This is a genomic window from Streptomyces sp. NPDC043996 (assembly GCF_056435225.1).
Genome location: NZ_JBWKEY010000006.1, coordinates 542,854 through 569,254, shown reverse-complemented (window position 1 = coordinate 569,254; position 26,401 = coordinate 542,854). Strand labels below are relative to the sequence as shown.

The window sequence follows — 26,401 nt, the reverse complement described above, 5'->3', positions numbered from 1 at the left end:
GCTGCACGAGTTCCCACTCGGCATCGGACAGTTCATGGCGGCGTATCACCACCCCATGATCCACAACCCAAGATCACTTTGACGACAGGGCCTAGAGGGCGTCTGGAAAGCCTGTCAGCGGGCTGATCTTGAGAGGCGGCGGACGAGGAGCATGGCCATGGTGAGGTAGATGACGTTCTCCGAGCAGACGCGCAGGTACTCGTGGTCCTTCGACAGGCGGCGGCACCGTCCCAGCCCGGCGAACGTCCGCTCTGCCACCCAACGCCGAGGGACCACCGCGAAGAGGGGCACTGCGGGAGGCTGCGCATCCGCTCGGGCCCAGATCGAGCGGAATCCTCCGTCGCGGCGCTGGACGACCTGCACGGTGATGCCGGTGGCTTCCTGAGCCCAGGCATGGAAGTCGGCGCCGCGGTAGCCCTGGTCCGCCCACACATGCCGAAGGCGTGGGAAGGCATCGGCAGCCCGGGAGAACAGCACCGCGGCGCCGTCACGGTCGCCGACGCTGGCCGGGCTCACGCAGGCCACCAGGACGGTGCCGCGGGTATCGACGAGCAGGTGGCGTCTGATGCCGCTGACCTTCTTGCCGCCGTCGTAGCCGTGCAGGCCACCGCGCTCACTGGCCCGGACGCTCTGACTGTCCACGATGCCTGCACTGGGCGTGGGATCACGGCCGAGCTGCACCCGCTCTCGCTCGCGAAGGACCGTCAGCATCCATTCCCAGACGCCTTCTTGCTGCCATCTCCGCCAGTAGTGGTAGACCGTCTGCCACGGCGGCAGGTCGTGCGGCAACAGCCTCCAGGCACAGCCGGCCCTCAGCCAGTACGCCAACGCGTTGAGGATCTCCCGCCGCGGGTGCTTCGCCGGTCGTCCACCGGGCTTGACCGCCGGAACCAGCGGGCGGAGGACCGCCCAGTCCGGATCGGACAGATCCGTCGAGTAACGGGAACGCAGCCCGCACACCTCAGCTCCCGAAAGCGCGCCACCACCACGCCACCAGGCAACTTGCCCGCTGACAAGCTTTTCAGACGCCCTCTAACGGGATTTCCCTGAAAGGACTTCAGGGTCCCTCAGCTTCCCCACAGCACGGTACTGCCACTGTTCCTACACGAATCCCGGCGGCAGGGCGCCTGAGGAACCGGCCCTCGCTGCCCCGCAACGCTCACGCGTTCCCTGGGGACCCCGTGTCCCTCACCGAATCGAAGGAGCAACCATGCGTTTCCGTACGGCTGTCGCAGGACTGGGACTCGGAACAGCGCTCGTACTGGGGGGTGCGTCGGTCCCCGCACAGGCCACCGCACCCACCGCAGGTGCTGACGCTCTCGCGCCCGTGTGCACCAAGGGCAAGAACCTGACCAACGGGTGGGGTCAGTGCAGGGGCGCGGGAAGCTACAAGTGGCAGGTGAACGTCGACTGCACCCTGGGGGGTTGGGGGTCGAGCAGCATTTTGACCGGAGCCGGCCGCACCAACGCGTACTGCAACTGGGGCAACGTGGAGAGCGTGTCCATCGAGCACTTCTAGCTCTCTGAGAACGTGAAGGTCCGGCCTGGCCAGTGGCGCGGCAAGGACGCGACCTCAGCGCGGGTTCCCCTCCTTCCTCCGATGGCCCGGGGGGAGGAGGGAACTCCGCCCTCCCAAGACGACGTCCTTCGGCGCATACTCCGTGACGCAGCCGGACCGCTGACTCCCCACAGCGCTCCGAGCCGCCAAAGCCGCACGAGGCCCTGCCGGCTGCACTACCTCGCCAGCGGCTTCCCCACCACCCTCACCACCTCGGCGCTGCGCTGCGGCTGTGCAGGTTCCAGGCATACGTCGAGATGGCCCTGCTGGCCTCCGCCCGCCTTGGACAGCTCGCCACCGTCATGGCGCCCGGCGAGAGCGTGCGCCTGCTGGGCCACCCACCTGCGTGGCCGCATGGGAGCCCGCTGCAGCACCTGGTCCATGAGGTGCTCGCCGACGTCGAGGCGCACTGGTTCGACGACGGTGCGCTCTGGGCACCCTCGTGGTGCTGCCCACCGAGGACGACTCCTGCTACGGCACCAGGGCCGGGCTGGTGCGGTTCCTGGACCTGTACGTGCCGACGCCGAACACCCCGGCGAGGACTGCCTGCGAGGCCGGCCGCGGCAACTTCCCGTCGGCGCCGATGAGATGAAGGACCTCGCTACCGCCATCGGCCACCCGGCTGCCGTGGCGGCCGGCGGGCTACGCGATGCCGCCGCTGGTCACCTCCTGGCAGCCCAGCACTGTGCTGGCCGGGACGCTCCCGCCGCCGCTCTCCGAGGCCGACGCCTTCCAGCGCCGGTGCGCGGCCACCGCCGACCACCTCAAGAGACCTCGCCGCATCCGTACACGAGCTGGGCGACTCCCGCTGGGGCCAGGCATCACAAGCCTGGAGGCCCGGCGCCACCCCGACCGGGACGCCTCTCCCCCAGGAGTGCGACAGCGCCGTCTGCCAGGCCGCCGTCCGCTTCGGCCTGCCCGCACAATGCCACGCCTGCGACGGGGACTTCTGGCAGGGCCTGGCGTTGGGCAGCGAAGTCCTGGGCCTCGGCAGAGCGGCCGACGCGGTGGACGTCGGCCAGCAGCCGGCGCCGGCAGTGTCCGTTGAGGGTGCGGCTATCTGGCAGTTCGAGGTTTGGCAGCTGGTCCGGCCTTGACCTTGAGTGCACTCCAACTGCCAGCATCGGGCAGCGACGGAACAAGGAGTGCAGATGGAGATGCGTCAGCTAGGCAGGTCCGGGCCAGCCGTGTCCCGGTTCGCGTTCGGGGCTATGACGTTCGGTGGTGACACGGACGAGGCGGCGGCCCACGAGATGCTCGATGTGTACGTCAACGCGGGCGGCACGCTGATCGATACGGCCGACAACTACGGGAGCGGCACGTCGGAGCGCATCGTCGGCCGATGGCTGAGCGCCCGGCCGGGCGTGCGCGAGCGCGTCCTGCTCGCGACCAAGGGCCGCTTCGGATACCCCGGCGCGAGCCTGACGCCTGCGTACCTGCGCACCGCGATCGACGCCAGCCTCTCCCGGCTCGGCGTCGATCAGGTCGACCTCTACCAGTTGCACGGCCCAGACGACGAGCACCCAATCGACGAGATCGTCGAGTTTCTCGACGAGATCGTCACCGCGGGCAAGGCCCGCCACGTCGGGGTCAGCAATTTCGCTGGGTGGCAGGTCGCCAAGCTCGCGCGGCTGCTGGCAGAGCGGGGCGGACCGCCGCTGGTCTCCCAGCAGATCCAGTACAACCTGCTGGCCCGGGCGGTCGAGTGGGAGGTCATTCCGGCCGGTGTGGACGCTGGCCTGGGCACGCTGCTGTATGGCCCGCTGGCCCAGGGGTGGCTCACCGGGAAGTACCAGCGCGACCAGCAGCCACAGGCCGGCACACGGGTCGCCCGAGCCGGGGAACAGACGAGTGAAGCGTGGCACCGACGCAACACCGAGGAGGTGTGGTCGGTCATCGAGGTGCTCCGCACCGTCGCGCACGCGCACGGCGTGACGCCTGGCCAGGCGGCCCTGGCCTGGGTCGCCGACCGCCCGGGCGTCACCGCCCCGATCGTTGGCGCACGTACCGTAGCGCAGTTGCGCGAGTCACTCGCCGCGGCCACGCTGCACCTTGACGACAAGGCGTTCACCCGACTCACCGAAGTCAGCGCTCCGCTGACACCGAACTACCCGTACCAGATGATCCAACGCATCGCGGGATGGCACGGCTGATACGGCCCCGGAGCCGGGGCCTGACGCCATGGAACAGGCAACCCGCCAGTAGCTTTCAGGGCTTCCTGACAGCGGTCTTCGGCCTTGGTACGGGTGGGCTCGCGTATCCAAGTGTCGCCAGTTCTGGCGCCTGGACCATCGCTGCAGCCGTTGGCTGGCGCGGAGATTGATCACATTCCGTCGGCGCGCGGATGCTGCCCCTGTTCTCGTACTCGCGGCGGGCCGTGCGCTGGGCCGGGACCGCCGGGACACCCTGGGCACCGTCGAGCGGCCGACAGCGGGCCGGAGCTGGCAGGGCCCGGCCGGACGGCCCTGACGCACAGGGGGGCACCCTGGCCGCGCCGCACCGTCACCCCTCCCTGGCCGAGCACGGCCCGCTCGGCGGGCTCCAGGCCAGCCGCGCCAAGGAAGCCGACGACCCTGCCCGGCAACTCCGGGGCGGGGCCGCCCTCCTCGATGGCCGCGCGGCCGGGCATGCGGTCAGCGACCGCCGTGCGGATCGCACCGCGGCTGCCGCCGCGGTCACGTGCGAGAGCGGCGACAGAGCAGCCATCCAAATACGCGGTACGCACGGCGTCGGCCTGCGCGCCCGCCACGGCAGGACGGCGTCCGCCCGTGCCTCCCTTGCCCTCGACGGCACGCACATCGTCGCAGGCCAGGTCGCGCTGGACGTCGCGCCGAAGCTCCCGCACGCGACAGACGGTGAAGCTACCGCTACACAGCGAACCGGAAACACCCCTTGGGGATCTTGGCCGAAAGACTGCTGCGCCCAGGAATCCAGAAACCCCATACCAGCCAAGCGCGATCACCATGGCGATCACGTTCCGTATTCAACCCGCCGTGCACGGGGAACTCAACTGGCCGTCTGCGGGGACCGCCCGTGGGGAGAACCTGGCCGTACGCAGGTAAACGGTCTTGGCCGCCGTCACCCGTCCCAGTGATCGTCCTCACGAAAATCTTGCCTGATCCGCGACCACTCTGGCACAAGGCGGTTGAGCCCACGGACATGGTGTACGGGTGAGCCCACGGACATGGTGTACGGGCTCCGACCCATTCCGGGAGTCTGATCCGGTCACGGGCAAGAGCCCCATAGACGAACAGTTACCGGAGCATGGCTGATGAACCGATGCCGCGCCGCTGAGGACGAACGACCCCGGTGACGCTCCGTGCCTGCGGGGCCGGAGGCGGGGAGCTGAACTGGCCGCCGATTGGGGGCCGCTGATGGGGAGTTGCCCGGCCATGCATGGGAAAAGACCGACTCTTCGACACTTTCCGTGAACGATCACGTGGCCAACTGGCCCGCACCCTTCACGGGATGTGGCACAGGGCCACCATCGAGAGGCCGTTGGCCCTTCGGCACCTCGCTGCTGTGCGCGATGTGACCTCCGCGCTCCGGAGAGGGTGCGCCCCTTGCCCTCGCCGGAGCAGTGGCTGATGGTGAGGGGATGGACAGCTTTCAGCGGAAGGCGCTGCTGTGGAGCCGGGTGTGGCTGTGTGTATGGACGGCTGTCTCCGGGATCTTTGTCGCGGTGGTCTTGACGCTGGTCTTCCAGGGGCCTGGCTGCGTTGATCTGAGGCAGTGTCTGGATGCCCGTCCCGGGCGGGCGGAAAGCCTGAGCATGGTGATGTTCTTCGGCTGGCTCGCGGTGGGATGTGCCACCAGGGCGGCGGTCTGGTACGTGATGCTAAGGAGCACGCAGGGCCGCTATCAGGGCTATGACATGGGCTGGAGTGTCCTCGTCGGCTGTCTCATGGCGGGTGGCCTGGCGCTCGGGCTGACGGTGCTTTCCTGGTGGTTCCTCGTCGTTCATGCCGCACTCGTCGCCCTCGCCTACCGCTGGGAACTGAGCCGTGCGCGGTATCTGCGGGACAGAATCCTGCCTCATGACTACGCCTCAGGCAGTTGATTCAGGAGAGTCGTCTGCGACCTGAATCCACTGTGATGCCGTCCGCGGTGTTGATGTACGAGCGGCCCACCCGCAACGCGGCCAGAGACACTCCGCGGTTGCCCCGGGCCCTCCTCCGTGCTCGCCCGGCACCTGGCCTGGTGACGCGCGCCTGGACCTCGCCGGCGCTGTCGCGGTCGTGGCCGCCATCGCCGTCAACTCCCTGGCCGAGCTGCTGTTGTTGACCCCGCTGCGCCGCTGGACCCCAAGGCCCGCAGCGCCCTCCACGCACAGGCTGGCGGCCACGGGTCCGGATGCCGTGGTACGCCGTGCCGACCGAGCCGGGGTCGTAGTCGAAGCCCCAGCCGAATGCCGTGGCGTAGAAGGCCCGGGTCGCTGCCAGGTCGGTGGTGGACAGCTCGAACTGGGCCATCGCGCCAGGCCGTGGGGCCTGGGCAGACAGTCCGGCGGCGGGAGCTGCGAGGGTCAGCAGGTTGCCGCGCGGGTCGGTGATCCGGGCGCGGACCGTGCCGTCACCGTCCTCGGCCGCAGGGGTGACCACCGTCGCGCCCAGCTGCTGGAGCCGGGCCGAGTCGGCGACTACGTCGGCGGACGCGACACGCAGGCTGATGGCCTCCACGGTGCCGGCAGCGTGCTGTCGGATCTGCCCCATCGGGGCAGGGGCGCCCGGGGCCGTGACGCGGGTGAGGGCGGCCCCGCCGGCGCCGGGGGCGGGCTCCGGTGTGAAGGCCCAGCCCAGCCAGGGGCCGTAGAAGTCCTTCACCGCCTGGACGTCAATCGTATCGATCTCGAAGCCGAAGACCATGTCCAGCGGGGGCGCTTCCATGACACGCTCCTCAACACTCACAGAGGAGGAAGAGGAGGGATCTCTTCCGGGGATGAATCCCACGCTAGAAGCCTTTTAGACGTGGCTTCTTTGGGTGCTTGTGGGTCGTTGAGTGACTCATGACGGACTTGGTGGAGCGGTTGGTTCCGGAGGAGTAGTGGGTGCTGTTCCGGCGGGTGGCGCCGCCCACGGAGATCAAGCGTCCGCAGGGCCGCGGCCGACGCCGGGCAGGTGACCGCGAGACGCTGGCGGCAGTCATCTTCGTGGCCACCTCGGGCTGTACCTGGCGGCAGTTGCCGCCGGTCTTCGGCCCGGCCTGGCCCACCGTCTGCCGACGCTTCGCCCAGTGGAGCCAGGCCCTGGGCGGTCGAGCGCACGGTGTCCTGGCTGGCCGGATGCCGCCGACTGCACCGCCGCTACGAACGCAAGGCCGACCACTTCCTCGCCTTCGTCGCTATCGCCGCAGCCCTCACCAGCTACCGCAGGCTCACCAACTGAAACAACGTCTTAGACGCCGTGCTCGACGAGCGCGCACGCCCCACCGCGGCGGAGGCCAGGCGACTGGCCGACCGATTCGGTCAGGTGACGGGTGTGCTGATCGAGCTCGTGCCGCACACCGTCAAGCCGTACCCGGTCGACGCGATGCAGTGCCTCATCGAGCCGCGTGCCGAAAGGCCGCGTCCTCAGCATGAGTGCCGGTACGTCCTGCGTTTCGCCCTGGCCATCGTCGATGTCCTCGACCTGATGGGAGATGACGCGCCGTGACCCGCTCGCCTCCCCTTCAGACCGCCCGGCGCCGGGAAAACACGGCTCCTGCAGCGGCGACATCGGATCCCCGCGCTCGTCCGGTTCCACCAGCGCCAGCAGCGCGGACCGCAGTCCCGGGTCGAGATCCGCGACCCGTTTGCGTCCTCCACCCGGCCGCCGCACCCGCCCCAAGGGTTCCTCACCAGCCTCGAGCTCGAACACACCCTTGCGGACCGTCGTCTCACTCACCTCGGCCGCCCGGGCCACGGCCCGGACGCCACCATGCTCCAGTACCCGGGCCTCCGCGTCCAACAGCAGACGCCGCTGCCGCTCGTCCAGATGCGGGAACAACACAGCAAACTTCACAGCGAGTTGAGTGCAAACCTCGTCCGGGATGCGCATACCACACCAACGAGCCCCAGCACGGGAAGCAACACCTTGATGATCTGCAAGCCCTAAGGCTTGTCCCGCAAACTGCCTGCTCAGGGCCTGATGGCATGATCGGGGCGTGATCAGTGAACCCGGCCGTCCCGGCGTGATGCGGTGTGTCCTGTTTGATGTCGATGGCACGTTGATCGACGCTGTGGACAACCAGCGTCTGGTCTGGCACACGTGGGCGGAGCGGTACGGACTGGACCCTGATGAGGTCTACCGAGTGGCGCTGCGGACGAGGCCGATGGAGACGTTCGCGCAGGTTGCCTCTGACCGGGACCCCGGGGAGTGCCTGACCGCATTGCATGAGCTGGAGGACGAGGACGTTCGAGCCGGCTCATACTCTGCCTTCGATGGCGCCGCTGAACTGCTGAACGCCTTGGAGCCCGGGGCATGGGCGCTCGTGACCTCGAACTACGAGCACCGGGTACGCGGACGATTCGCACGGACGGGCTTGCCGGTCCCGACGGTTGTCGTGGATGCAGCTGCCGTGGCGGAGGGCAAGCCGTCACCGACGCCGTATCTGCAGGCGGCCGCACAACTCGGTGCCGCGCCGGAGGACTGCCTGGTCATCGAGGATGCCCCCTCCGGGGTGCAGTCCGGGCTGCGCGCCGGGATGACGGTGTGGGGCATCAACAACCCTGCGCTAGTCGACGGCGTGCACCGTCACTTCGGGAGTCTGCGGGAGGCGGTCCGAGACATCCTTGCCTTCACATCCGGGGCCGCTCCTGACTGACTGGAGGCCGAAGCCCCAATGGAATGATCTTGTTGTGGCTGGTGTGATCACGGCGTCCGAGCCGTCCTGGACAGCCCCGTTCACCGGGCTGAGCCCGCGCTGCTTCGGCAAGTTGATGACCGTGGTGCGGCGCCAGGTCCCCGACGAGCCACGGCGCGGACGGCCCTGGAGTCTGCCGTTGGAAGACCGGGTGCTTCTGATCGCGGCCTACTGGCGCACGAACTTGACGCTTCGCCAACTCGCCCCGCTCTTCGGTGTTTCGAAGTCCGCCGCCGACCGGATCATCGACCATCTGGGGCCCAAGCCCGCGCTCCAGCCCAGGCAGCGGTTCGCGAAGGACACCCTGCTGATCGTGGACGGCACCCTCGTGCCCACCCGAGACCATGCCGTGGCCGAGCAGTCGAAGAACTATCGCTACTCCACGAACCACCAGGTCGTCATCAACGCCGACACCCGCAGGGTCGTCGTGGTCGGCCACCCCGTGCCGGGCAACCGCAACGACTGCAAGGCGTGGGAGCAATCCTCGGCCAGCGACCACAGCAGAGCGGCCGGGTGCAACCGTCAGTCACGTGCGTTACCTCCGCCGGCGGCGACGACAACGGCGACGAGCGCCAGCAGGACAGCGGTCAGGCGTACGACGTCCGCCGGGCGCCAGCCCTCCTCCACGGACAGGATCACGATCGCGACGATCACATACGGCCAAGAAGAAGCTGAGGGCATGCGCATGGTCCGGCCTTTCGTCGGGTGATTACCGATCCGGGCAACAAGGTGGACCGCGTTCTGATTGTCTCGTCGGGACGTGCAGGTCAACTGTGGTCAAACCATGGGTTGTCCATGGCCAATGAGAGATGGACGAGATGACGAGGGCTGGGCGCAAACAAGGGCCTTTACGCGGCGAGACACCCGAGGCGAACGCCTTCGCCATGTGGTTACGCAGCGTCACGCACGGCTGGACCTTGAATCGGCTCGCTGACGTGTATCCAGTAAGTCGCACGCAGTGGGGCCACTATCGCAACGGTGCCAAGCTGCCTCCCGACTCTCTGCTGCAGACGACCGTGGACCGGTGCATACGCGACACCACCGTGCGCGAGCGGCACCTGTCCGAAGGCCGACGGCTGTTGCAACTCGCCCGCAAGGCCCAGCAGGGACGGGGGGTCTTACTGGCGCCCCCACCCGTAAACGATCTGGCGGCACGCCTGGACGATGCACGCCAGGCTCAACTGGAAGCAGAACGCGCCCTCTTCCGCATGCAACAACTCGTTCACACACTGCTACGGCTCGTCACCTCGTTGCAGGACAGGTGCCAGCGTCTTGAAGAACTCAACGAAGGCCGGGACGAACAGGAACTTCGCGAATCTCGGCAGCGGCTCGCCAGCGCCGAGCGCCTGTTGGAGCAGGCCCGCCGTGAACGGCGCGAGGCGGAGGAGATTCGCCTGGACGCCGAGTCCACCGCCGGCCGGCGAGAACGCGCGGTCGCCGCGGCCCGGCAAGAAGACGAGACGCCCGTCAGCACCACCCTCATCCCGGATCTTCCCGATCTCTGGGAAGTCGATCACTTGTTGGAACGCTCCAGCACCGAGCTCGACGTTCAAAGGGCCGACTTGGCCGCCTTGCGCGAACGCATCACACCGGGCCCCGTGCGCCCCTCACAAGTGCTCACCCCTGACGATGACCTCGCCGACATTGACTTTGGCTCCGAAGTCAATCGAAACAATGGTCCAGCCAGCGGGAACGTACCCATGACCAATCCCTCGGCCCCGGACATGCCCACCAGCTTGGCCGAGTCCTACCGCCTCGACGCGGCGCGCGTAGCTGACATCCTGACTCCCTTCAGACCGCCGCCCCCGCGCCCGATGAGGCGACACGGGTTCTGGCGCAGCCTCGGCCTTCTCGTCATCGGCCTGCTCGGCGCTGCCGCATCTATCCCCGTCGCTGCCGCGCTCGGCCACGCCTACCGCCTCGAGGGGTTTAGCTTCATCTCGCTGGCGTTTGGCTCCACCCTCCTCGTGGCCGCCGGTGGAGTGGGACGGATCTTGGTACGCCTCGGCATGCAGGTCAGTGGCTTCAGCGATGAGAGTGCGTCGACGGAGGCCAATGACGGTGTGGCCATGCTGGTGCTGGCCGGGCTGTTGTACGGCTTCCTTTTCGCGGTCGCCGCGCTGTCACCCCGCCGCATGTGGGTACTGAGCGATGTCGGCTGGGCGGTCACGGCATGGTTCTTCACCTGACCCAGTGCAGCGATCGGCCACTCCCCATGAACACCGTGTACGAGGTGCTCACGGGTCGGTCGGCCTCCGAAGCACGCCACGTGGCGTGCCCGGCACCGCGCAGCGGAAGCGGGCAGAGCAGTCAGGCATTCCCCCGACGGTAGGGGCCAGCCGTGCGTCCAGGGCGTCGGCGGTACGGATGACAGCGTGTAGGCCGTCCATCAGCCCACGACCAATGTGCCCCTTCCGTCCGGGTGGGGTGAGGTGGGCCCGGCCAGCGGCGACCTGTTCGTGCTGACACCGCGCTGGGGCAAGGGGAGTTGGCCGGTCGGCCGGACCTGGACATGATTGTCCGTACCTCCGGCGAGCAGCGTCTGTCCGGCTTCCTACCGACGATCGCAGAGCTCTCCTTTTTGCCTTGGCCTGTGGCCGGGTTTCGGCAGCGACGGCTCCGGGTGCGCAGCACACCTTCTATGCGCATCGGTCTGGCTGGGGGATGTCGCGGACGTGGTGCTTCCAGTGAGTGGGGCCCGCGTGCCGGAGCCTGTCGCACACTCGTGCGCGGACGGTGTGCGGGTCGAGTTCCCAGAGGCGGACTGTGCCGTCGACGGCCGCGCTGGCGAGCTGTTTGCGGTGCGGATGGAAGGCGAGGCTTTCAATCATGTTCTGGTGGCCGGTCAGGGTGGCGTAGGGCTCGTAGGTCGTGGTCTTCCAGATGCGGATGGTGGTGTCCCGGCCGGCGGCGGCTAGGAAGGTGCCGTTGCTGCTGTAGGCGACTGTGCGCACGGCCGCGGTGAACTCAGCCAGGGTGCGAGCCAGGCGGGGCTTTAGGGCGGTCATGTCCCAGACCTTGACCTCGTGGTCGTCACTCGCGGAGGCGAGGCGCTTGCCAGTGTGGTTGTAGGCGAGGCTGCGGATTGAGTCGGCGTGCCGGCCGACCAGGGCCGGTGGGGCCGAGCTGGAGAGATCGAGCTGGTGGATCTCGTTGACGTCGTTGCCGAAGGCGATGTGGTGTTCGTCGGGGTGAATGGCCAGCGCGCAGATGGCGCCATGGCGGAGCGAAAGAGAGCGCAGCGGTCGGCCGGACCGGTCCCAGACGCGGAGGGTGCCGTCCGAGGAGCCTGCGGCGATGACGCGGCCGTGTCTGCTGACTGCCAGGCCGCAGGTGCCGCTGCTGGACGGTGGGGCGGGCAGCAGCTCCTGCCGCCGGTGGGTGGTGTTCCACAGTCGTACGCTGCCGTCCCAGCTGGCGGTGGCGAGCAGGCTGCCGTCGGCGTCGGCGGCGGTGCGGTAGACGCTGCCCTGCCGAGCGGTGAAGGCACCGAGATAGGAGCGGCTGCGATCGGCGGTCCACATGCGGGGGCTTGCGCCGCCGCTGGCGACGACGGCGCGTCCGCCGCGCACGAAGGTCACCGTCTCCTCCGGCTGGCCGCGGGCGTCGGGCAGGGGGCCGCGGGTGAGGTCCCACAGGGCGGTGCTGCCGTCCTCGGACGTGGTGACGAGGGTGTGGCCGTCGTCGGTGAAGCCGACTCCGCGGACTGGCTTGGTGTGGCCGGTGATCGACACCAGGGGCAGTTCACGGGCCACGCTCCACAGCGTGACCTGAACGTCGTCTCCGGCCGTGGCGATCACCGCGCCGTCAAGGCTGAAGGCCACGGCGGTCAGCGCGCTTCCGGTGACCCTGGTGGTGAGTACCTTTTTACGGTCCTGACCGAGGTCCCACAGCGCCGCCAGGTTGTCGTGCCCGACCACGGCGACGCGGCGGCCGTCGGGGCTGAAGGATACGGACAGCAGGTTGGCGCTGGGAACGGATTCGTGGAGGGGCCAGCGGTCCTTCACGCTGCCGTCCGAAGCCTCACGCAAGGTGAGGGTCCCCTTCTGGCCGGCGGTGGCGATGCGGGTGCCATCCGGGCTGAAGGCGAGGCCCTGGGCGACCTCCTTGTCGCAGGTGGGCGCAGGTGCGGTGCCGTTGCTGGCATCCAGGTCGGTGACGGTCAGGCACTTCTGGTCGGTGGCCACGGCGATACGACGGCCGTCGGGACTGAGCGCCACGGCGGTCACCGGGGCGGAGAGGGTGATGGTGCGTGTGGCTCCCCGCCGCCAAACCCAGAGACGGCGCTCCTTGCCGACCACGACGGTGTCCCCGTCGCCGCTGATGGTGAAGTACCTCGGATACGACAGCGGGAAGAGCGACCCGTGACCGGTGTGGAGGGGAGTACCCACGGGCTTGCGGGTGGTGAGATCCCAGAGCTGAACGTGATCCTTGCGGTCGTAGGTGCCCATCGTGCGGCCGTTCGCGGCCAGGACGTGCGTGATTCGCTGGTGCTCGCGGGGGGCCGCGGGCAGGCGCTCCTTGAGCAGGTCGCCCTGTGCGCTCAGCAGTGCGCCGCGGGCTGTCGGGTCGTCACCGTCCAGCCGTACCGCTCCCACGGCCAGCAGCTGGGCGGCTTCCGGCAGGCCCCGGCTGCGGGCGTCCGCTGCTGCCGCGGCCAGGCCCAGCGCCTGGGCATGCGCCGTCTGGTCACGGGCCACCGACCGCTGATGGACCGCGAACGCCGCCAGTGAGACGGCCAGCACAACCAGGGCGGTCAGGGCCGCCGTGAGCAGCCGCAGACGCCGTAGCTTGGCCCGGTCGGCCCGGCGGTCGGCGTCCTGCTGCTGGACCGAGGCCTGGACGAACTTCGTTTCCTGGGGGCCCACGCGGCGCGAGGCCGTGAGCTCCAGTGCGGCGGCCAGAGGCGCGCCCCGGTACAGCAGGTGCGGGTCTCGGCCCTCCGCCGTCCAGGTACGGGCGGCGGCGGTGAGCTGCTGGTGAGCGCGCAGTGCGACACGATCGGCGTCGATCCACTCGCACAGCCTGGGCCAGGCCCGGAGCAGGGCCTCGTGGCTGATCTGCACGTGCTCGGTATCTGCGGTCAGCAGCCGGGCCCGGGTGAACGCCTCTACGACCGCCTGCGCTGCCGGGTCGTGCTGGATCAGGGCGTCCCGATCGGCGGGCTGGCGGACGTCGTCCTCGTTCTCGCCCACCCGCACCATGCTGAGCATCACACCCCGGGCCACCCCCTGCCCTTCGGGACTGAGCTGCATGTATACGCGTTCGGCGGTGGCGGCGACGGCGCCGTGGATGCCGCCCGTGCGCTCGTAGCCGGCGACATTGAGGACACCGTCTTCACGGTGCTGCCAAGTGGCGCGCAAGGCGTGGGACAGCAATGGGAGCGCCCCTGCGGCGCACTGCTCGGTGCCGGGCGCGTTACCCAGGTCCCGCAGCAGCACCTCCACCAGTCCCGGCTGCAGGGTCAGCCCTTCCGCGGCCGCCGGCCCGGTGATCGCCTGCCGCAGTTCGGGAACGGTCATAGGCCCCAGCGGCAGAGCGCTGGCGCGCAGCGCGGCCAGCAGCGAAGGGTGGGTCACGCAGTGCCCGTAGAAGTCGGCACGGACGCCGAGTACGACCGGCAGACCATCAGCGGCTCTGCGGCACAGGCCGTCGATGAACGCCTCCCGCTCGGCCTGCTCCGGGCAGAGGGTGAACAACTCCTCGAACTGGTCCACGATCACCAGCGCGTACGACGCAAGCTCCCGCCGGTCATCATGAGCGTGCAACTCCGCAACCGGCCGCGCCGTGGGCGTCATGTACAGGACCCCCGGCGTTCCGGGCTGCCGTGCCGACAGCGCCCCACCGACGACCGCGACGGCCAGTCCGGCCCGCAACAACGACGACTTGCCAATCCCCGAGGGCCCGATCACCACCGCCGGATGCCCCGCCGACTCGGGGTCAGCGAGCAGGCCCAGCAGTTCCGCCACTGCACGGTCACGCCCGAAGAACCAGGGTGCGTCCTCCGTACCGAACGATGCCAATCCCGGATAGGGACACTTCGCGGCGACGGCCCGCACCGCCAGCGCCAGCAACTCGCCTTCCGCTTTGAGGGCCTGGTCACACAGGCGGGCGAATTCTTCTGTCGCCGACTTCTCCCCGCGCTCCACCCGGCTGATGTGACCACGGCTGTAGTGAATGATCCCCGCCAGCCCTGTCAGAGACAGTCCCCGCTCCGTCCGCCACCGCCGCAATTCCTCACCGAAGGCCGGCTCCCCCCGATCTGCTCCCACGCCAGGCCCGCTTTCGCCACTCGCCCGCTCCTGCCGCCATGGTCCGACCCGCCGACGCGGCAAGGGGCCCGAACGCCGCTGGGCCGTCCCATCGGGTGACCGGACAGCACCGCAGTTGCCCCCACGCGGGCCGCCGAACCGGAGGTAGGGAGGTAGTGGCCGGCGGCAGTGCCGACAGGCGGCCCTGCTTTGCATGACTGCCCCCTGACAAGACGGGGCGGATGTCCGCCCCCCGGCGTGGACGCGGGCACCGCGCACGAAAGGGCCGACCGCTGGAAACGGCCGGCCCTTTCGTGGAGCGGACTGCTTACAGAGCGCGGATCGCGCCCCAGCGGGCGTTGTCGAGGGTTTCGTGGAAGTAGTCGTTGGGCGCGGTGAACTTCCCGGCCGGCAACCTATTCAGGCCACCGGAGCTGTCGTACGCCTTGAAGATCCGGATGGACTTGGTGAGGCAGTTGTCGGTGACGAGGTTGTAGTCCCTGCCATTGATCGACTTCATCAAGCGGAAGGCAGCGCCTTGGTTCTGTCCCACGGTGTCGACGCACCGGAAGAACTTGTAGCCACCGGCGTCGCTGGCGTTCCGGAACGCGTCGAGCATCGCCTGGGTGGAGCCGTTGCGGGCCCAGCCGTTGCCCTGACCGAGCGTCGCTCCGAAGTCCCACTTGTCGCTTCCGTCGTTCCAGCGATAGCCCCAGCCGACGTGGCCCGCCGGAGCAGGCTCGCCCGGTGCACTGAACAGGCACACGCGGCCCACGGACGACGCCGACCGTTCTGTCGACGCCAAGGCGGTACCAGCCGCCGACAGAACGGCCAGGGCGACCGCGGCGACGCCCAGCGCGCGGCGGACACGGCCTCGGATACCCGACGTGAACATATGATCTCCCTTCTTGGAGCCGCGAGTCGGGAGCTCACAGGCCGTCACCGGCTGGGACGCACTGCGGTACATCCCCAACCAGTACGCCCTCCCCGGCCCTTGCAGTCGCAGGAGTCCCACAGGGGTCTATGAGCTTCGCCAGCCCGCGGCGGTGTTACGTCTTGGTGAGGTACGACTTCTTCGAGACAGGTAGTCCCCGAATCGGGGGCTACAGGCCGACGTGTACGCATGTGCGGGAAAGCCGCTCTGTGTGGCGCCGGCAGTGGCCGCGACGCCGTCACAGCCGTGGCCGCGGCCACTGCAGCGGCGAGATCCACTGCGGCAACACCGTGAGCGCGGCGCACACGCGCCGCGGGCCGGTTACCGAACCGTCCTACCGTCAGCCCTGGCTGGCGGTCTCACCTGCTGCGGTGCAGCCACAGCCAGTAGGTCAGGCCATGGGGTGCGCAGTCGAAAGCGTCCCAGGGCCCCGCGCCGACCAATGCCCTCCCGTCGGCCTTGCAGTGGGCGAGCTTGAAATACCAGGTCTCGTACTTCCAGCACGGAGGGCTGGCGTTGCCGCACTCGGGGCTGTGGCCGGGGTCGCGCGGCGAGACCAACTGGACGGACGCAGGCGAGGCGGACTGCACACCGTCGGCCGCCTGGGCCGGTGCCGCAAGTCCCAGGGCAGCGACGGCTGTTCCTGCGAACAGCACGCCGGCAAGGCTTCGCTTCAGCTTCCCTCTGATGGCGTTCATGGTGGTTGTCCTCCGTCTCCCGGGTGGCCGACGCCTTGTCCGTCGGCCTGCCCTAGAGATTTCGCACCTCCCGACCACTCGCTGAAGGCGTTGTCTGTTGTCCCTCAGGCCCGGCAACAGACAACACCCGCCACCTGGCCAAATCGGCGAGCCGCAGCGTGCCAGATCTCGGCCCGTTCACCCGCTCGGCGCAGAGCGCGACTCTTCCTGAGGCTACGCAGCAGGCCCTGTAGTCCTCTGGGAAGCGCTGTGAACAGCCGCGAGTGGCAGCTCGTCGTGCTGCTGGCGATCGACGGGCTCCTCTGTGTTGAACACCGCCGTGCGAAGGCCCGATTCACCCGCACCGTGGGAGGTTGCTACTGGTCTGTGGACTCCCCGCTTGTCGGCGCGAGCTCGACGCCGCGAATTCTGCGAAGCCAGCCCATGAACAGCCGCAGCGCGATTCCGCACCCGGCGCACCAGCCCCACCCTTCAGTGACAAGCGCATGCAGCCCATCCTCGTGCCGGATGTACAGAATCTGTGCACCGACGGCCAGCGCGATGAACCCATGCGTACGCGACTCCGCGGACAGCAGCCAGTCCACCGGCATCCACAGGGGGGCAGCCAGGTCGCTGATCCGCATCCGGAGCGCTGCCCAGAGGAAGCCGATCGCGTAGCGCATCCTGCGGTGCGAGGAGAGAACGATGCCGTTCCCGGGGTCACCGGCAAGGACTGCCGCCCACTCCTCGCGGAGGTGTGCCCTGCGGCCTCCGGCGACAAAGGAAGCGAAGTTCACAGTCCGCAGGCCAGCCCTGCTGCTCGGGATATGGGTGCTCGTCGCGGCTGGCTCAGGCTCCTCCTCCACCGCCTGCGTGCCGTTGCGCAGGGCAGTGAGCAGCGAGGTGACCGCGGCGACCAGAATGGCGCCCGCAGTGAGCGCGCCGAAGAGCCACCCGGAAGTGAGCAGGGTGTCCGCGGATGCGGGTTCGGGGTCGAGCGTCTTCAGGAGGTAGCCGCCGAGCAGCAGTACTGCTGCCAGCGCGCCGGACAGCACGGGTGCCAGCACGGCGACAACAGCCACCAGCCCGGCACGAGGGGCCTCAGCGGGGCGCTCGTCGGTGCTCATGCCGTGCCCCCCTCGGTCACTGCGTGCAGTCCGAAGAGCCGGGGCTTTCGCTTCCTGGCCTGCAGGGCTGCGCTCTGACCGACGGCCGTGAGTTCGTAGTAGTACCGCTTCGGCCGCCCCGGGTGCTCACCCGTCTCCTCGTACCGGGTGGCCCATCCTGCGTCGACCAGGCGCTCAAGGATGGGATACACCGTCCCGGACCCGAGGTCGGCCTCCTCGCAGATCTTCAGCCCCCATGCTGGATCGTCGGCGGTGGACGTCAGCAAGACTTTGATGACCTCAAGTGTTGTGCGCGTAAGGCGAATTGATGCCATATCACGAGTGAAGCATCTCACCCACCATGTGTCGAGTACGACATTCGTTGGCCGGGGCGCTGACGGCAACCCTCCCTGTGCTCTCGGTATTCGCCGACGTCTGGGTAGAGTTGGCGGGACGTTGCTCGTCAGGCCAAGTGCCCGGCGACCCCATGCTCACCGACCGCGCCAAACGCTGAGCATCGAGATCGCCATCACGGACCTCACCTCCACAGCCCCCCACCCTCGAGCTGACCCCGCCCTCCACCAAACCGTCCTGGACGACCACGACGGGCTGACCGCCACCATCGACCGGCTGAGCGAGCAGACCTGTGGCATCACCCGAAACCGCGCCTGTACCGGCCGCTCGGTGCGGGGCAGGTTCGGCTTCAGGGCGGGGGAGGGCGCCGACTATGTGGGCGCCGGTGCCGTAGGCGGAGCTGCCGTCGAGGACATCCTGGTGCCGCTTGCAGCGATGGGTGGTGCGGTTGTACTTGTGCTCGGTCCGCCGCTGAATCTTGTCGGGGCGGGCGTCCGGCCGTCCAGGGCGTGGGTAATGGCGTCGCCCTTGGTTCCGTGTGGGCCGCGCACAGGCCGTCCGGCGCGCCGGGCCGGGTAAGGGCACAGCCGCCACACGGCCGCCTTGTCGAGCTGGCCGCACAGAACAGCCACCCGGTGGTGGGGTTGCCGCGGCTGTCGAGGTAGGCCTGCAGCGCGTCCCAGGCCGCCGGCGGGATCGGCTCCTTCCTCCGGCCGCCGCTGTTGATCTTGTCCAGGTGCAGCGCCCGGTGTCCGCGGTCGCAGAACTGCTTGGGTGTGGCTCCGTCTGAGTGAGTTCCCGTGTCAGGCTTGAAGTGCGTATATGTGCTGGTCGGGTAAGGGATGGAGCCGTTCGTGCTCTTTCCGCGCGTGGAAGATCCAGTAGTCGGGGAAGTCGCCGTTGCTGATGACGGTGCGGAGGGTGAGGACGGCTTCGGCGCCGGGGACGGTCCACCTGCTGCCGGTGATGTCGAGTCTGTCGGCGACCAGATGGCGGGCTGCTCCTTCGACGGCGCCGCTGGCGATCGGCCAGCCCGCTGCCAGGGCCTGGTCGTAGTGGACGAAGTCGGCGTTGTTCTCGAGGTATCGGCACGCTTTGTCAGCGGAGGCGCGCTGGTCGTTGCTGAGGTGGTGGCGGTCGGCTTCGGTGCGGATGTCACGGGCGGCGCCGGGGGCGGCGCCGACCAGGATCCGGGCGGCCTTCATGCCGACCCAGTCCTCGGCTGCGGGATCGGTGGCGGTGTGGAAGCACCGCGAGGCCGCCCACAGCTTCTCGATCACGTGGACGATGTCGAGGACGATGTGGATCGTGACGCCGCGCCGGGCGGCCTCGGTCTGGATCAACTCCCGCTGGTGGGTGGCGCCGTCGACCAGTACTACCCAGGTCCGGTGGTGTTCGGGGTCGCGGGCTTCGGCCTGGTCGAACGCGGCGGCGATGACCGTTTCGGCGTCCTCTCGGACGGAGGCGGTGAGCCATTTCGCCCGCGCGATGGGTCCTTTGCGGACGGTGCGGACTCCGGTGCGGCCGCCGGGCGGGGCGATGATGTCGTGCGGGCGGCGGATGGCGGGCTCGGCGTCGTGGACGACGGCGAGGGTGGCCATCCTTTTGCGGCAGGACTTCTCCCCGGTCGACAGCCGGGTGCGGAAGGTGTGCGGGCCCTGGCGGCGGCCTTCGCGGTGGCCTCGCGCAGGTGGCCCGGGCGCATCACGATTCCCTTCTGGTCGACACTGATCACCAGCAGCGTCCCGGCCACGGCCGGGTGGGGAGTGCGGGCCGTATAGAACGCGGCGACGTCCACGGCCGCGGCCCGCACCAGATCCTCCACCTGGCGTTTGCCCACCACCCGGCCCCCGCAGCTGCGGTCGATCGCTTCCAGCGCGGTGTCGTAGGAACCGCGGGCCGCCTCGAGGACCGCGAGGCGGCGCAGTCCCAGACTGTGCCGCCCGTGGGGCAGGCCCAGCATGGCGTCGGCGGGGTAGAGGTTGGCCATGCCCACCCCGCGCAGAGCGCACCGGGTCCCGGTCACCGGCCCCAGCACGGTGGCCAGTTGCCGATGATGGCCGGTCTCCAGCCGGCTCCGGCCGCCGGCGAGCACAGCCCGCTCCTTGGGACCGAGGGCGGACAGGTGGTCCTCCTCATGGCGGGCCCGCCACTCGAGATGGGCCTGCAGGAGCAGTCGCCCCAACTCCCGGGAACCCGCTTCGACGTCGGCCTCAGCCTGTTCATGCGTCGCGGTGAGTGCTTCGGGGCTGGAGAGGCGGGTGGCCAGCAAAGTGAGGGAAGAAAGCACGCGGGCAAAGGGGTCAGCCGCCGCGGCCGTTTCATACGCTGCGTTCATCGGGCTCTCGTCTTCGGACAGTGGCGATCTGGTTGGCACCATCGACGCTAGGGACGAGAGCCCGGCCCCACACCGGCGCGACGTCGCCCGTCGGCCGCGGCTTCCCGCTCCGGCGCACCGGCGCCCGCCCGCCGCGCACCACCCCACGCGAACAGGCCCGGCTCGTCCTCGGCCAGCCAGCCCCGCTCCACCAGCCGTTTCAGCTTCGAACGGAACCCCTCCACCTTGTTCTTGTCCGTCGACAACCCCAGCGCGGCGCACAGATGATGCGCCCGCATCGGATGCACCGCGTCCTGCAACACCTCGACGACGTCCCGGTACGAGCGCGGCAGCACATCCGCCTCAACCCCCGGCTCCCACTGCGGCACCAGCCGCACCCCGACCGGCGATCCCGCCTGGCTCCGGTCCACCGGCAGCGGGACTTCCTCCGCGGCCTCGTCCACGGACACCGTCACCGCCCCTCCCCGGAAAGGATCTCCGTCATCGTCTCCCGTGTGATCTCCAGCCGGGACAGCACAGCCTCCCGCTCGGCAAGACGACCAGCCAACTCCTCCATCCGCGAGCGAAGTTCACCGATCTCGGCCCGGGCAGCCGCCTCCCGCCACTCGATCTCCTCCAGCCACGACACCATCGCCGCCTCCAAGACCACGCCTCAGGACACGACGATCCGCCCTCCGCGCACACACGGCAACGGCGCACGGCATCACCAGCTCACTGAGAAAGAGGCGCACCCATATGAGCTTGCGCCTCATGGCGTCCTCTCGGTGTGGGGGAACGCATGAGCGATGTCGAGAGGGTGACTCGACGTCACTCGCGGCTGCCGAGGACCATAGAAGCCTGACGGGTCATACGTCATGAGCATGACGTGCCACTGGCAGGTACCGGCCAGTGGCATGCCGAGACGGGAGCGCTCTCCCCCGCCCGGGGGTGTACTCGTCGAAGGGCTGGTGCCGTTCGGGGGTTCCTGACGGGCATGCGGCAGATCACGCGAGCGGGGTGGCATCTGCCGCCCCCGGTCAGATCGGCTCGACTCGGGAAGCGCGACGGCCATGCCTTCATGCGCGGGAGGCACTGGCTCCCAGGTCTGGATCTTGACTACCCTCCGCTCCGAACAGAACGGGGTCAAGTTCGCCGGTATTCACCGGCGACAGCCTCCTGACCTGCCAGTACGTCTACTGCTGACTTGCTGGTCTCCTTCGCCATGTACACGCGCCGCTCGCGTGCTCGGACTACTACGCATTCGGTACGCGGACAAGAACGAGCCGCTGGAGGTCCATGACGGGAATCCGGTGAGGCTGGACGCTCCGGTTGGTGAGGCATGGGGCGAGGTGGCCCAGGGACGGCGGCCCGGTCGGTGAATCGCCACTGCCACCGCTTTCACTGCAAATCGTCGGCGGCGCTGCGCAGCAGCAACGCATCCCGCCCTTCACCCAGGCCACGCATCGCGACGCCGGGTCAGCCGTACCGGCCTCGTGTCGCCCCCCGACCAGCGGAGAGCGCAGTGGCTTCGGATTGGCACAGGCGTCATCGATGCGGCCGTGCTGGGTGGCGCTCGGTCAGGCTCATGATGAGCGTGTGGGGCTTCAGTGCGGCCCGCCGAGCGGCACGCACGGGTTGGTCGGTGATCGACCGCAGTTGCCATCGCGCGACGATGGAGGCGAGGGCAAGCGTCGCTTCCATGGTGGCAAAGGCGTCGCCGACGCACCGGCGGGCGCCAGCCCCGAAGGGCACCATCGTTCCGGGTTGCGGCCTTGTGTCCTTGCACCAGCGGTCAGGGTCGAAGGTTTCGGGGTCCGGGTAGAGGTCGGCACAATGATGGAGTTGGTAGGGGCTGTAGATGACGGTGGCACCGGCAGGCAGCGGGTGGCCGCCGAGGTTGGTGGTCGTGGTGGTGGTCCTGGTGAACATCCACCCTGGCGGGTACAGGCGCAGGGTCTCGGTGACGATGCGGCGGGTCACTTCCAATTCGGGCACATCCGAGTGCTGTGCGGCGTGGCCGTTGAGGACTCTGTCGGCTTCCGCTTGAAGCTGCGCTTCGATCCGGGGGTGGGTGCCGAGCAGGTACAGGGCCCAGGACAACAGATCTGCGGTGGTCTCCACTCCGGCGATGAGGAAGGTGACGACCTGATCGTGGATCTCGCTATCGGCCAGGCCCTGGCCGTCCTCGTCGTGGGCGGCCAGCAGCATCGACAAAAGGTCGCCGTGGTCAACGCCTCGGGCTCGATAGGTGCTGATCAGGCGATCGGTGAGCTGGCGTAGATAGGTTCGCGCCTGATCGAAACGTCGGTTCGCCGGGGTCGGGAACTTGTCCGCCATCGGCAGTGGTACGAGCACCCGCCGTGTAACACCGCGGGCGAACGCGTCGATGCTCTGGTCCAGGGCTGAGACGTCGGCCGCGTCCGGGTCGACTGAGAACAGGCAGCGTGCCGTGACGGCCGTGGTGAGTCGGAGCATAGCGGCGGGTACGTCGACCACCTGGCCAGGGCGCCAAGACTTGGTGGCCTCGGCGATCTCGGCACTCATCGTCGCGGCGTATCCGGGTAGTCGGCTGCTGTGGAATGCCGGTTGGACCAGGCGGCGTTGTCGACGGTGTGCTTGGGCCGGACAGGATACGACTCCATCGCCCATTACCGCCCGGAGCTTGTCGAAGAAGGGTCCGCCCTTGTCGAAGATGCGGTCCTCGACCAGAACTTGATGGGCCAGGTCTGGATGACACGCCACATATGCCGGGTGGTGGCCCAGTTTGATGCGCACCAGGTCGCCGTGAGCTGGCAGTGCTGCGATGAAATCCAAGGGCCTCCGAGCCAAGGCAAGCGTGTGGCCGACCAGGGGCAGTGCGCCTGGGGCGGTCGCGAGGGTGTAGGCGAGGTCCACGGTGGATGTCACCTCCGGTGCCACGGCGGGCCGTTGCGCGGTGTCGTTCTCGACGTGCTTGAGGAGGGACAACTGATGGCTGCGACACGCCCGCGTCTGTCGGCGAAAGCGCCGCCCATGGGGCCTGGGCCCTCGGCTCGAGGACAGTCCGTCCGGAGCCCTCCGGCCCGTCCTGCGCCTCGGGTTTCGGCCCGGTTACCCGGCACCGAAGAGGTCCTCGAAGCAATCAGGGTGTCCGCGTGCACGCGGTTCCAGATACCGAGCGGTCTGCACCTCCCATTCGTGATATCCGCGCATCATGCTCTGCATGGTGTCCACGTAGTGGATCGTTCCTTGCATTTCCTCCTGGGTGAGGCCCATCTGACAACATATTTCGAGGAGGCTCCGTCTCGCATCCAGGAACTCGTGGACCTGTCCAGTGATGATGCTGGTCACCTCGGCGATTGCCGTGTCGAGGGCACATCCACGATAGTACTGAACGGCCACCACAAGATTGTTCACCTCACCGTCCCCCTCTTTCTCCAGTGAGTTCGCGTCGTTCGTGAAGACCGGAATCTCGGTCGCGATGCGAAGCATCTGCTGGATCTGAGGGCTGCAGTGAACGACTGGCGGGATGGTGTACCGCTCGACTCGCTCTGCCAGGCAGATGAGGAAGTCTGTGCCACCCGAGAACCGGCGCATGATCCGGAACAGTTCCCAGGTCGCTGGGGCCGAGGAGCGCCGGTAGAACGCTTCGTAGATGTATGTGGCGAAGAACAGCTCCCAGTACTGGGCGGCGCGCCCCTTCCAGGACTGCGACATGCCGGTGGCGACCTGCGCCCAGAGCTCTGTAACCGCCAGGTACAACGGCGACTTCGCCGCCCCTTCCGTGCCGCCGTGGATGGCGCTGATCAGTTCCTCGGACAACCGCGCCGTGCGGGCTGGGTCCCTTCCGAGGGGCCCGTCGAATTGATCGTCAACGAGGAACAGGACGGCGAGCACCTGCGCGCTCAACAGCAGGTCATCCCCGCGAGCCCGGGGGTAGATCAATCCCGCGAGACGAGCGACGTTCCACCGGTCATACCAGGAGGCCATCTCGGCGCCGGCCAACAGGCCCCGTTCACGTAGCCAGAGGGAGCTGCGTTGCTGCGCGTCCTCGATCTCGTCGTCGGGAGCGACGAGGAGGTCGAACGGGAACTCGAACCGGGTAAGTGGCATGGTGCGATTCCTTTTTGGACGGTGGAATTACAAGGAAATCGAGGAAGTGCCCTGACCCGCTCGGAGACGTCGCACTCCCTGGAACAGCGGGTTCAGAGAATCACTTCACAAAACGCATGCACCATACGTCCGTACTGATGGTACCCATCCCAATTGAACGGCAACCTGGGCGCGCGGGATCCCCGAGAGAGCGCGGGGGCGTGAACGGAGCACTCAACGTCCGCCGTGGCGGAGAATCTCCAATGGGTGTGGATGCGGCCCGACTTCCGCGGCGGGACCCGCCTATCTGCCTTCGGCTGCTCTCAACGACCTGACTGTGCCCTGACTCGGTAGCTGGAACCTGATGGCACGGTGACCTGGCGGTTCGAGTCTCGCGGGACACTCTGATTGGCACCAAAGAGGTCGGGGTCTATTCGATCAGAGACGTCAAACGCCAAGCGGTCGAACGGGCGATCAACGGCCTCAAGCAGTCCCGAGCGGTCGCTACTCGCTACGACAAGCGCGGCTACGTCTTCCTCGGCACCGCCACCGCGGCGGCCGTCGCCATCTGGCTCCGCACAGGAGCTCCTACCCGACCCAGCAGTAGACGCCCTGGTTCTGGCGCCGGGCGCTGCTGACGAGATCAGCCAGATCACTCACGATCGCGTCCGCGATCTCCGTGTCGATGGCATCGCCGTCCTCCGCACGCAACTGTGCCCACGCGGCAGAGACGTCACGCAACCTGGAGTGCCCAGCGTCCGTGAGTGCAGCAAACAGGCGAGGCGACATCGCGAAGACGACGCACCCGTCATTCTCCTGGCCGACGACGATGCGAGGCTCACCGGCTTCGACGAGTTCCTCGAAACTGCCGCCAACCAGAAGGCATTCCCACTCGACCACAACCTCTTCAGGATCGAAGTTCCCGAAGGAGAGCGACTCGAATGCCCGTCCCGGACCGGTCCGGAGAGCCAGACCCGCCGAAGTATCGTCCGGCGCCAGGAAGAACTTCACGATGATGCTCACCCGGGCATCATGCCCGACAGCCCACAACCATGATCGGCCGGACAAGTCCTAGTGACCTGAGTCGGAGGTTCGTCGTTGGTTGGGTGTGAGTCGTCCGGGTCCGAAGATTCCGCCGTTGTCGGTCACTGATGCCCAGCGGGCTGTGCTGGAGGGCTGGGTGCGTCGTCGTTCGACGGCCCAGGCCCTGGCTCAGCGCTCCCGGATCGTGCTGGAGTGCGCCGAGGGGCACTCGATCATGGAGGTGTCCCGGCGGCTCGGTGTCACCGCTGACACGGTCCGCACCTGGCGGCGACGCTTCCTCGAATGGGGCCTGGACGGCCTGTCCGACGAGCCGCGGCCCGGTGTCCCGCGGAAGATCACCGACGCGGACGTCGAGCGGGTCATCGTCAAGACACTCGAGGAGAAGCCGAAGAACGCCACGCACTGGTCGACCCGGTCGATGGCCGCGGCCACGGGCATGTCCCAGTCCGCGATCTCGCGGATCTGGCGGGCGTTCGCCCTCGCCCCGCACCGGTCACAGACCTTCAAGCTGTCCACCGACCCGTTGTTCATCGACAAGGTCCGTGACGTGGTGGGGCTCTACCTCGACCCGCCGGAGAAGGCACTGGTGCTGTGTGCGGACGAAAAGTCGCAGATCCAGGCCCTGGACCGGTCCCAGCCCGTGCTGCCGATGGTGCCCGGGGTTCCCGAACGCCGCAGCCACGACTACGTCCGCGCCGGTACCACCACCCTGTTCGCGGCCCTGGAGGTCGCCACCGGCAAGGTCATCGGCTCCCTCCACCGCCGCCACCGGACCGTCGAGTTCAAGAAGTTCCTCACCAAGCTCGACAGGGAAGTCCCCGCCGACCTCGATGTGCACCTGATCCTCGACAACTACGTCACCCACAAGACGCCGGCCATCAAGCAATGGCTGCTGGCACACCCCCGCTTCTACCTGCACTTCACACCGACAAGTTCGTCCTGGCTGAACCTGGTGGAACGGTGGTTCGCCGAACTCACACAGAAGAAGCTCAAGCGCGGTGTCCACCGCTCCGTCCAAGCCCTCGAACGCGACATCCGCAGCTGGCTCACCAACTGGAACGAGCGCCCCCAGCCCTTCGCCTGGACGAAGACCGCCGACGAGATCCTCGACAAAGTCGCCACCCACTGCCGACGAATCTCCGACTCAGATCACTAGATCCTCATCAGTACCCGCGGGAGCGGCGGAGTTGCAGGGTGGGTAATGGCGCCGTGCTGGCCCGATGCCGCCGTGCCCGCGCTGGCTTCACAC

Annotated in this window: 18 protein-coding genes and 4 pseudogenes; 8 read left to right on the top strand and 14 right to left on the bottom strand. The window is 68.3% G+C overall.

Annotated elements, in window-relative coordinates:
- Positions 1 to 114 precede the first annotated feature (114 nt).
- Positions 115 to 960: an IS5 family transposase gene (locus AC07A4_RS19230; RefSeq protein ID WP_478599917.1), complete on the bottom strand. Its 846-nt coding sequence runs from the start codon at positions 958 to 960 to the stop codon at positions 115 to 117.
- A gap of 1,043 nt (positions 961 to 2,003) precedes the next feature.
- On the opposite strand from AC07A4_RS19230, the gene AC07A4_RS19225 reads away from it, so the two are divergent.
- The 3 genes from AC07A4_RS19225 to AC07A4_RS19215 all read left to right on the top strand — a co-directional run bounded on the left by AC07A4_RS19225 (position 2,004) and on the right by AC07A4_RS19215 (position 5,618).
- Positions 2,004 to 2,150: a hypothetical protein gene (locus AC07A4_RS19225; RefSeq protein ID WP_478599914.1), complete on the top strand. Its 147-nt coding sequence runs from the start codon at positions 2,004 to 2,006 to the stop codon at positions 2,148 to 2,150.
- Between the two features lie 559 nt (positions 2,151 to 2,709).
- Positions 2,710 to 3,711 carry an aldo/keto reductase gene (locus AC07A4_RS19220; protein ID WP_478599911.1) on the top strand — a complete coding sequence of 334 codons (1,002 nt, stop codon included), beginning with the start codon at positions 2,710 to 2,712 and terminating at the stop codon, positions 3,709 to 3,711.
- A gap of 1,445 nt (positions 3,712 to 5,156) precedes the next feature.
- Positions 5,157 to 5,618 carry a hypothetical protein gene (locus AC07A4_RS19215; protein ID WP_478599908.1) on the top strand — a complete coding sequence of 154 codons (462 nt, stop codon included), beginning with the start codon at positions 5,157 to 5,159 and terminating at the stop codon, positions 5,616 to 5,618.
- A gap of 1 nt (position 5,619) precedes the next feature.
- Here AC07A4_RS19215 and AC07A4_RS19210 read toward each other — a convergent pair whose 3' ends face one another.
- Entirely contained in the window at positions 5,620 to 6,444 is an 825-nt protein-coding gene (locus tag AC07A4_RS19210) for a VOC family protein (RefSeq protein ID WP_478599905.1), read from the bottom strand.
- A 161-nt stretch (positions 6,445 to 6,605) separates the two neighbouring features.
- Here AC07A4_RS19210 and AC07A4_RS19205 point away from each other — a divergent pair.
- Positions 6,606 to 6,942, top strand: a pseudogene (locus AC07A4_RS19205) (transposase).
- A 315-nt stretch (positions 6,943 to 7,257) separates the two neighbouring features.
- Here the strand turns inward: AC07A4_RS19205 and AC07A4_RS19200 are convergent.
- Positions 7,258 to 7,593, bottom strand: a pseudogene (locus AC07A4_RS19200) (ISAzo13 family transposase); the annotation flags it as partial.
- A gap of 106 nt (positions 7,594 to 7,699) precedes the next feature.
- Here AC07A4_RS19200 and AC07A4_RS19195 point away from each other — a divergent pair.
- From AC07A4_RS19195 to AC07A4_RS19185, 3 genes and pseudogenes are all read left to right on the top strand, one after another.
- Positions 7,700 to 8,359, top strand: coding sequence for an HAD-IA family hydrolase (locus AC07A4_RS19195; RefSeq protein WP_478599902.1), 660 nt, complete (start codon positions 7,700 to 7,702; stop codon positions 8,357 to 8,359).
- Positions 8,360 to 8,393: 34 nt separating this feature from the next.
- A pseudogene (locus AC07A4_RS19190) lies at positions 8,394 to 8,888 on the top strand (transposase family protein); the annotation flags it as partial.
- Between the two features lie 319 nt (positions 8,889 to 9,207).
- The gene (locus AC07A4_RS19185; RefSeq protein WP_478599899.1) at positions 9,208 to 10,587 is read left to right on the top strand and encodes a hypothetical protein; all 1,380 of its coding nucleotides are present in this window, start codon (positions 9,208 to 9,210) and stop codon (positions 10,585 to 10,587) included.
- Positions 10,588 to 11,037: 450 nt separating this feature from the next.
- Here AC07A4_RS19185 and AC07A4_RS19180 read toward each other — a convergent pair whose 3' ends face one another.
- From AC07A4_RS19180 to AC07A4_RS19130, 11 genes and pseudogenes are all read right to left on the bottom strand, one after another.
- Positions 11,038 to 14,670, bottom strand: coding sequence for an nSTAND1 domain-containing NTPase (locus tag AC07A4_RS19180; protein WP_478599896.1), 3,633 nt, complete (start codon positions 14,668 to 14,670; stop codon positions 11,038 to 11,040).
- Positions 14,671 to 14,977: 307 nt separating this feature from the next.
- On the bottom strand, positions 14,978 to 15,544 hold the full coding sequence (locus AC07A4_RS19175; RefSeq protein WP_478599893.1) for a hypothetical protein: 567 nt from the start codon (positions 15,542 to 15,544) through the stop codon (positions 14,978 to 14,980).
- A gap of 398 nt (positions 15,545 to 15,942) precedes the next feature.
- Positions 15,943 to 16,281 carry a hypothetical protein gene (locus tag AC07A4_RS19170; protein WP_478599890.1) on the bottom strand — a complete coding sequence of 113 codons (339 nt, stop codon included), beginning with the start codon at positions 16,279 to 16,281 and terminating at the stop codon, positions 15,943 to 15,945.
- Between the two features lie 356 nt (positions 16,282 to 16,637).
- Positions 16,638 to 17,387 carry a hypothetical protein gene (locus AC07A4_RS19165; RefSeq protein ID WP_478599887.1) on the bottom strand — a complete coding sequence of 250 codons (750 nt, stop codon included), beginning with the start codon at positions 17,385 to 17,387 and terminating at the stop codon, positions 16,638 to 16,640.
- Positions 17,384 to 17,701, bottom strand: coding sequence for a PadR family transcriptional regulator (locus AC07A4_RS19160; protein WP_478599885.1), 318 nt, complete (start codon positions 17,699 to 17,701; stop codon positions 17,384 to 17,386). The genes AC07A4_RS19165 and AC07A4_RS19160 overlap by 4 nt, the downstream gene beginning before the upstream one ends.
- An 822-nt stretch (positions 17,702 to 18,523) precedes the next feature.
- Positions 18,524 to 20,058 (bottom strand): annotated as a pseudogene (locus AC07A4_RS19155) (ISKra4 family transposase).
- Between the two features lie 47 nt (positions 20,059 to 20,105).
- Positions 20,106 to 20,513 (bottom strand): hypothetical protein, encoded by a 408-nt coding sequence (locus AC07A4_RS19150; protein WP_478599883.1) that lies wholly within the window; start codon positions 20,511 to 20,513, stop codon positions 20,106 to 20,108.
- Positions 20,510 to 20,689 (bottom strand): hypothetical protein, encoded by a 180-nt coding sequence (locus tag AC07A4_RS19145; protein ID WP_478599880.1) that lies wholly within the window; start codon positions 20,687 to 20,689, stop codon positions 20,510 to 20,512. The genes AC07A4_RS19150 and AC07A4_RS19145 overlap by 4 nt, the downstream gene beginning before the upstream one ends.
- An 893-nt stretch (positions 20,690 to 21,582) precedes the next feature.
- Positions 21,583 to 22,932 (bottom strand): cytochrome P450, encoded by a 1,350-nt coding sequence (locus AC07A4_RS19140; RefSeq protein WP_478599877.1) that lies wholly within the window; start codon positions 22,930 to 22,932, stop codon positions 21,583 to 21,585.
- Between the two features lie 195 nt (positions 22,933 to 23,127).
- Positions 23,128 to 24,129, bottom strand: a complete 1,002-nt coding sequence (locus AC07A4_RS19135) for a terpene synthase family protein (protein WP_478599874.1) — start codon at positions 24,127 to 24,129, stop codon at positions 23,128 to 23,130.
- Between the two features lie 567 nt (positions 24,130 to 24,696).
- Complete coding sequence (locus AC07A4_RS19130) at positions 24,697 to 25,131, bottom strand: hypothetical protein (protein WP_478599871.1); 435 nt, start codon at positions 25,129 to 25,131, stop codon at positions 24,697 to 24,699.
- Between the two features lie 79 nt (positions 25,132 to 25,210).
- On the opposite strand from AC07A4_RS19130, the gene AC07A4_RS19125 reads away from it, so the two are divergent.
- The gene (locus AC07A4_RS19125; RefSeq protein ID WP_478599868.1) at positions 25,211 to 26,308 is read left to right on the top strand and encodes an IS630 family transposase; all 1,098 of its coding nucleotides are present in this window, start codon (positions 25,211 to 25,213) and stop codon (positions 26,306 to 26,308) included.
- Positions 26,309 to 26,401 lie beyond the last annotated feature (93 nt).

Coding starts and splice junctions, on each gene's coding strand:
- AC07A4_RS19145 (WP_478599880.1), bottom strand. CDS start 20,689: ATGGTGTCGTGGCTGGAGGAGATCGAGTGGCGGGAGGCGGCTGCCCGG.
- AC07A4_RS19165 (WP_478599887.1), bottom strand. CDS start 17,387: ATGAGCACCGACGAGCGCCCCGCTGAGGCCCCTCGTGCCGGGCTGGTG.
- AC07A4_RS19160 (WP_478599885.1), bottom strand. CDS start 17,701: ATGGCATCAATTCGCCTTACGCGCACAACACTTGAGGTCATCAAAGTC.
- AC07A4_RS19175 (WP_478599893.1), bottom strand. CDS start 15,544: ATGTTCACGTCGGGTATCCGAGGCCGTGTCCGCCGCGCGCTGGGCGTC.
- AC07A4_RS19220 (WP_478599911.1), top strand. CDS start 2,710: ATGGAGATGCGTCAGCTAGGCAGGTCCGGGCCAGCCGTGTCCCGGTTC.
- AC07A4_RS19185 (WP_478599899.1), top strand. CDS start 9,208: ATGGACGAGATGACGAGGGCTGGGCGCAAACAAGGGCCTTTACGCGGC.
- AC07A4_RS19170 (WP_478599890.1), bottom strand. CDS start 16,281: ATGAACGCCATCAGAGGGAAGCTGAAGCGAAGCCTTGCCGGCGTGCTG.
- AC07A4_RS19135 (WP_478599874.1), bottom strand. CDS start 24,129: ATGCCACTTACCCGGTTCGAGTTCCCGTTCGACCTCCTCGTCGCTCCC.
- AC07A4_RS19215 (WP_478599908.1), top strand. CDS start 5,157: ATGGACAGCTTTCAGCGGAAGGCGCTGCTGTGGAGCCGGGTGTGGCTG.
- AC07A4_RS19210 (WP_478599905.1), bottom strand. CDS start 6,444: ATGGAAGCGCCCCCGCTGGACATGGTCTTCGGCTTCGAGATCGATACG.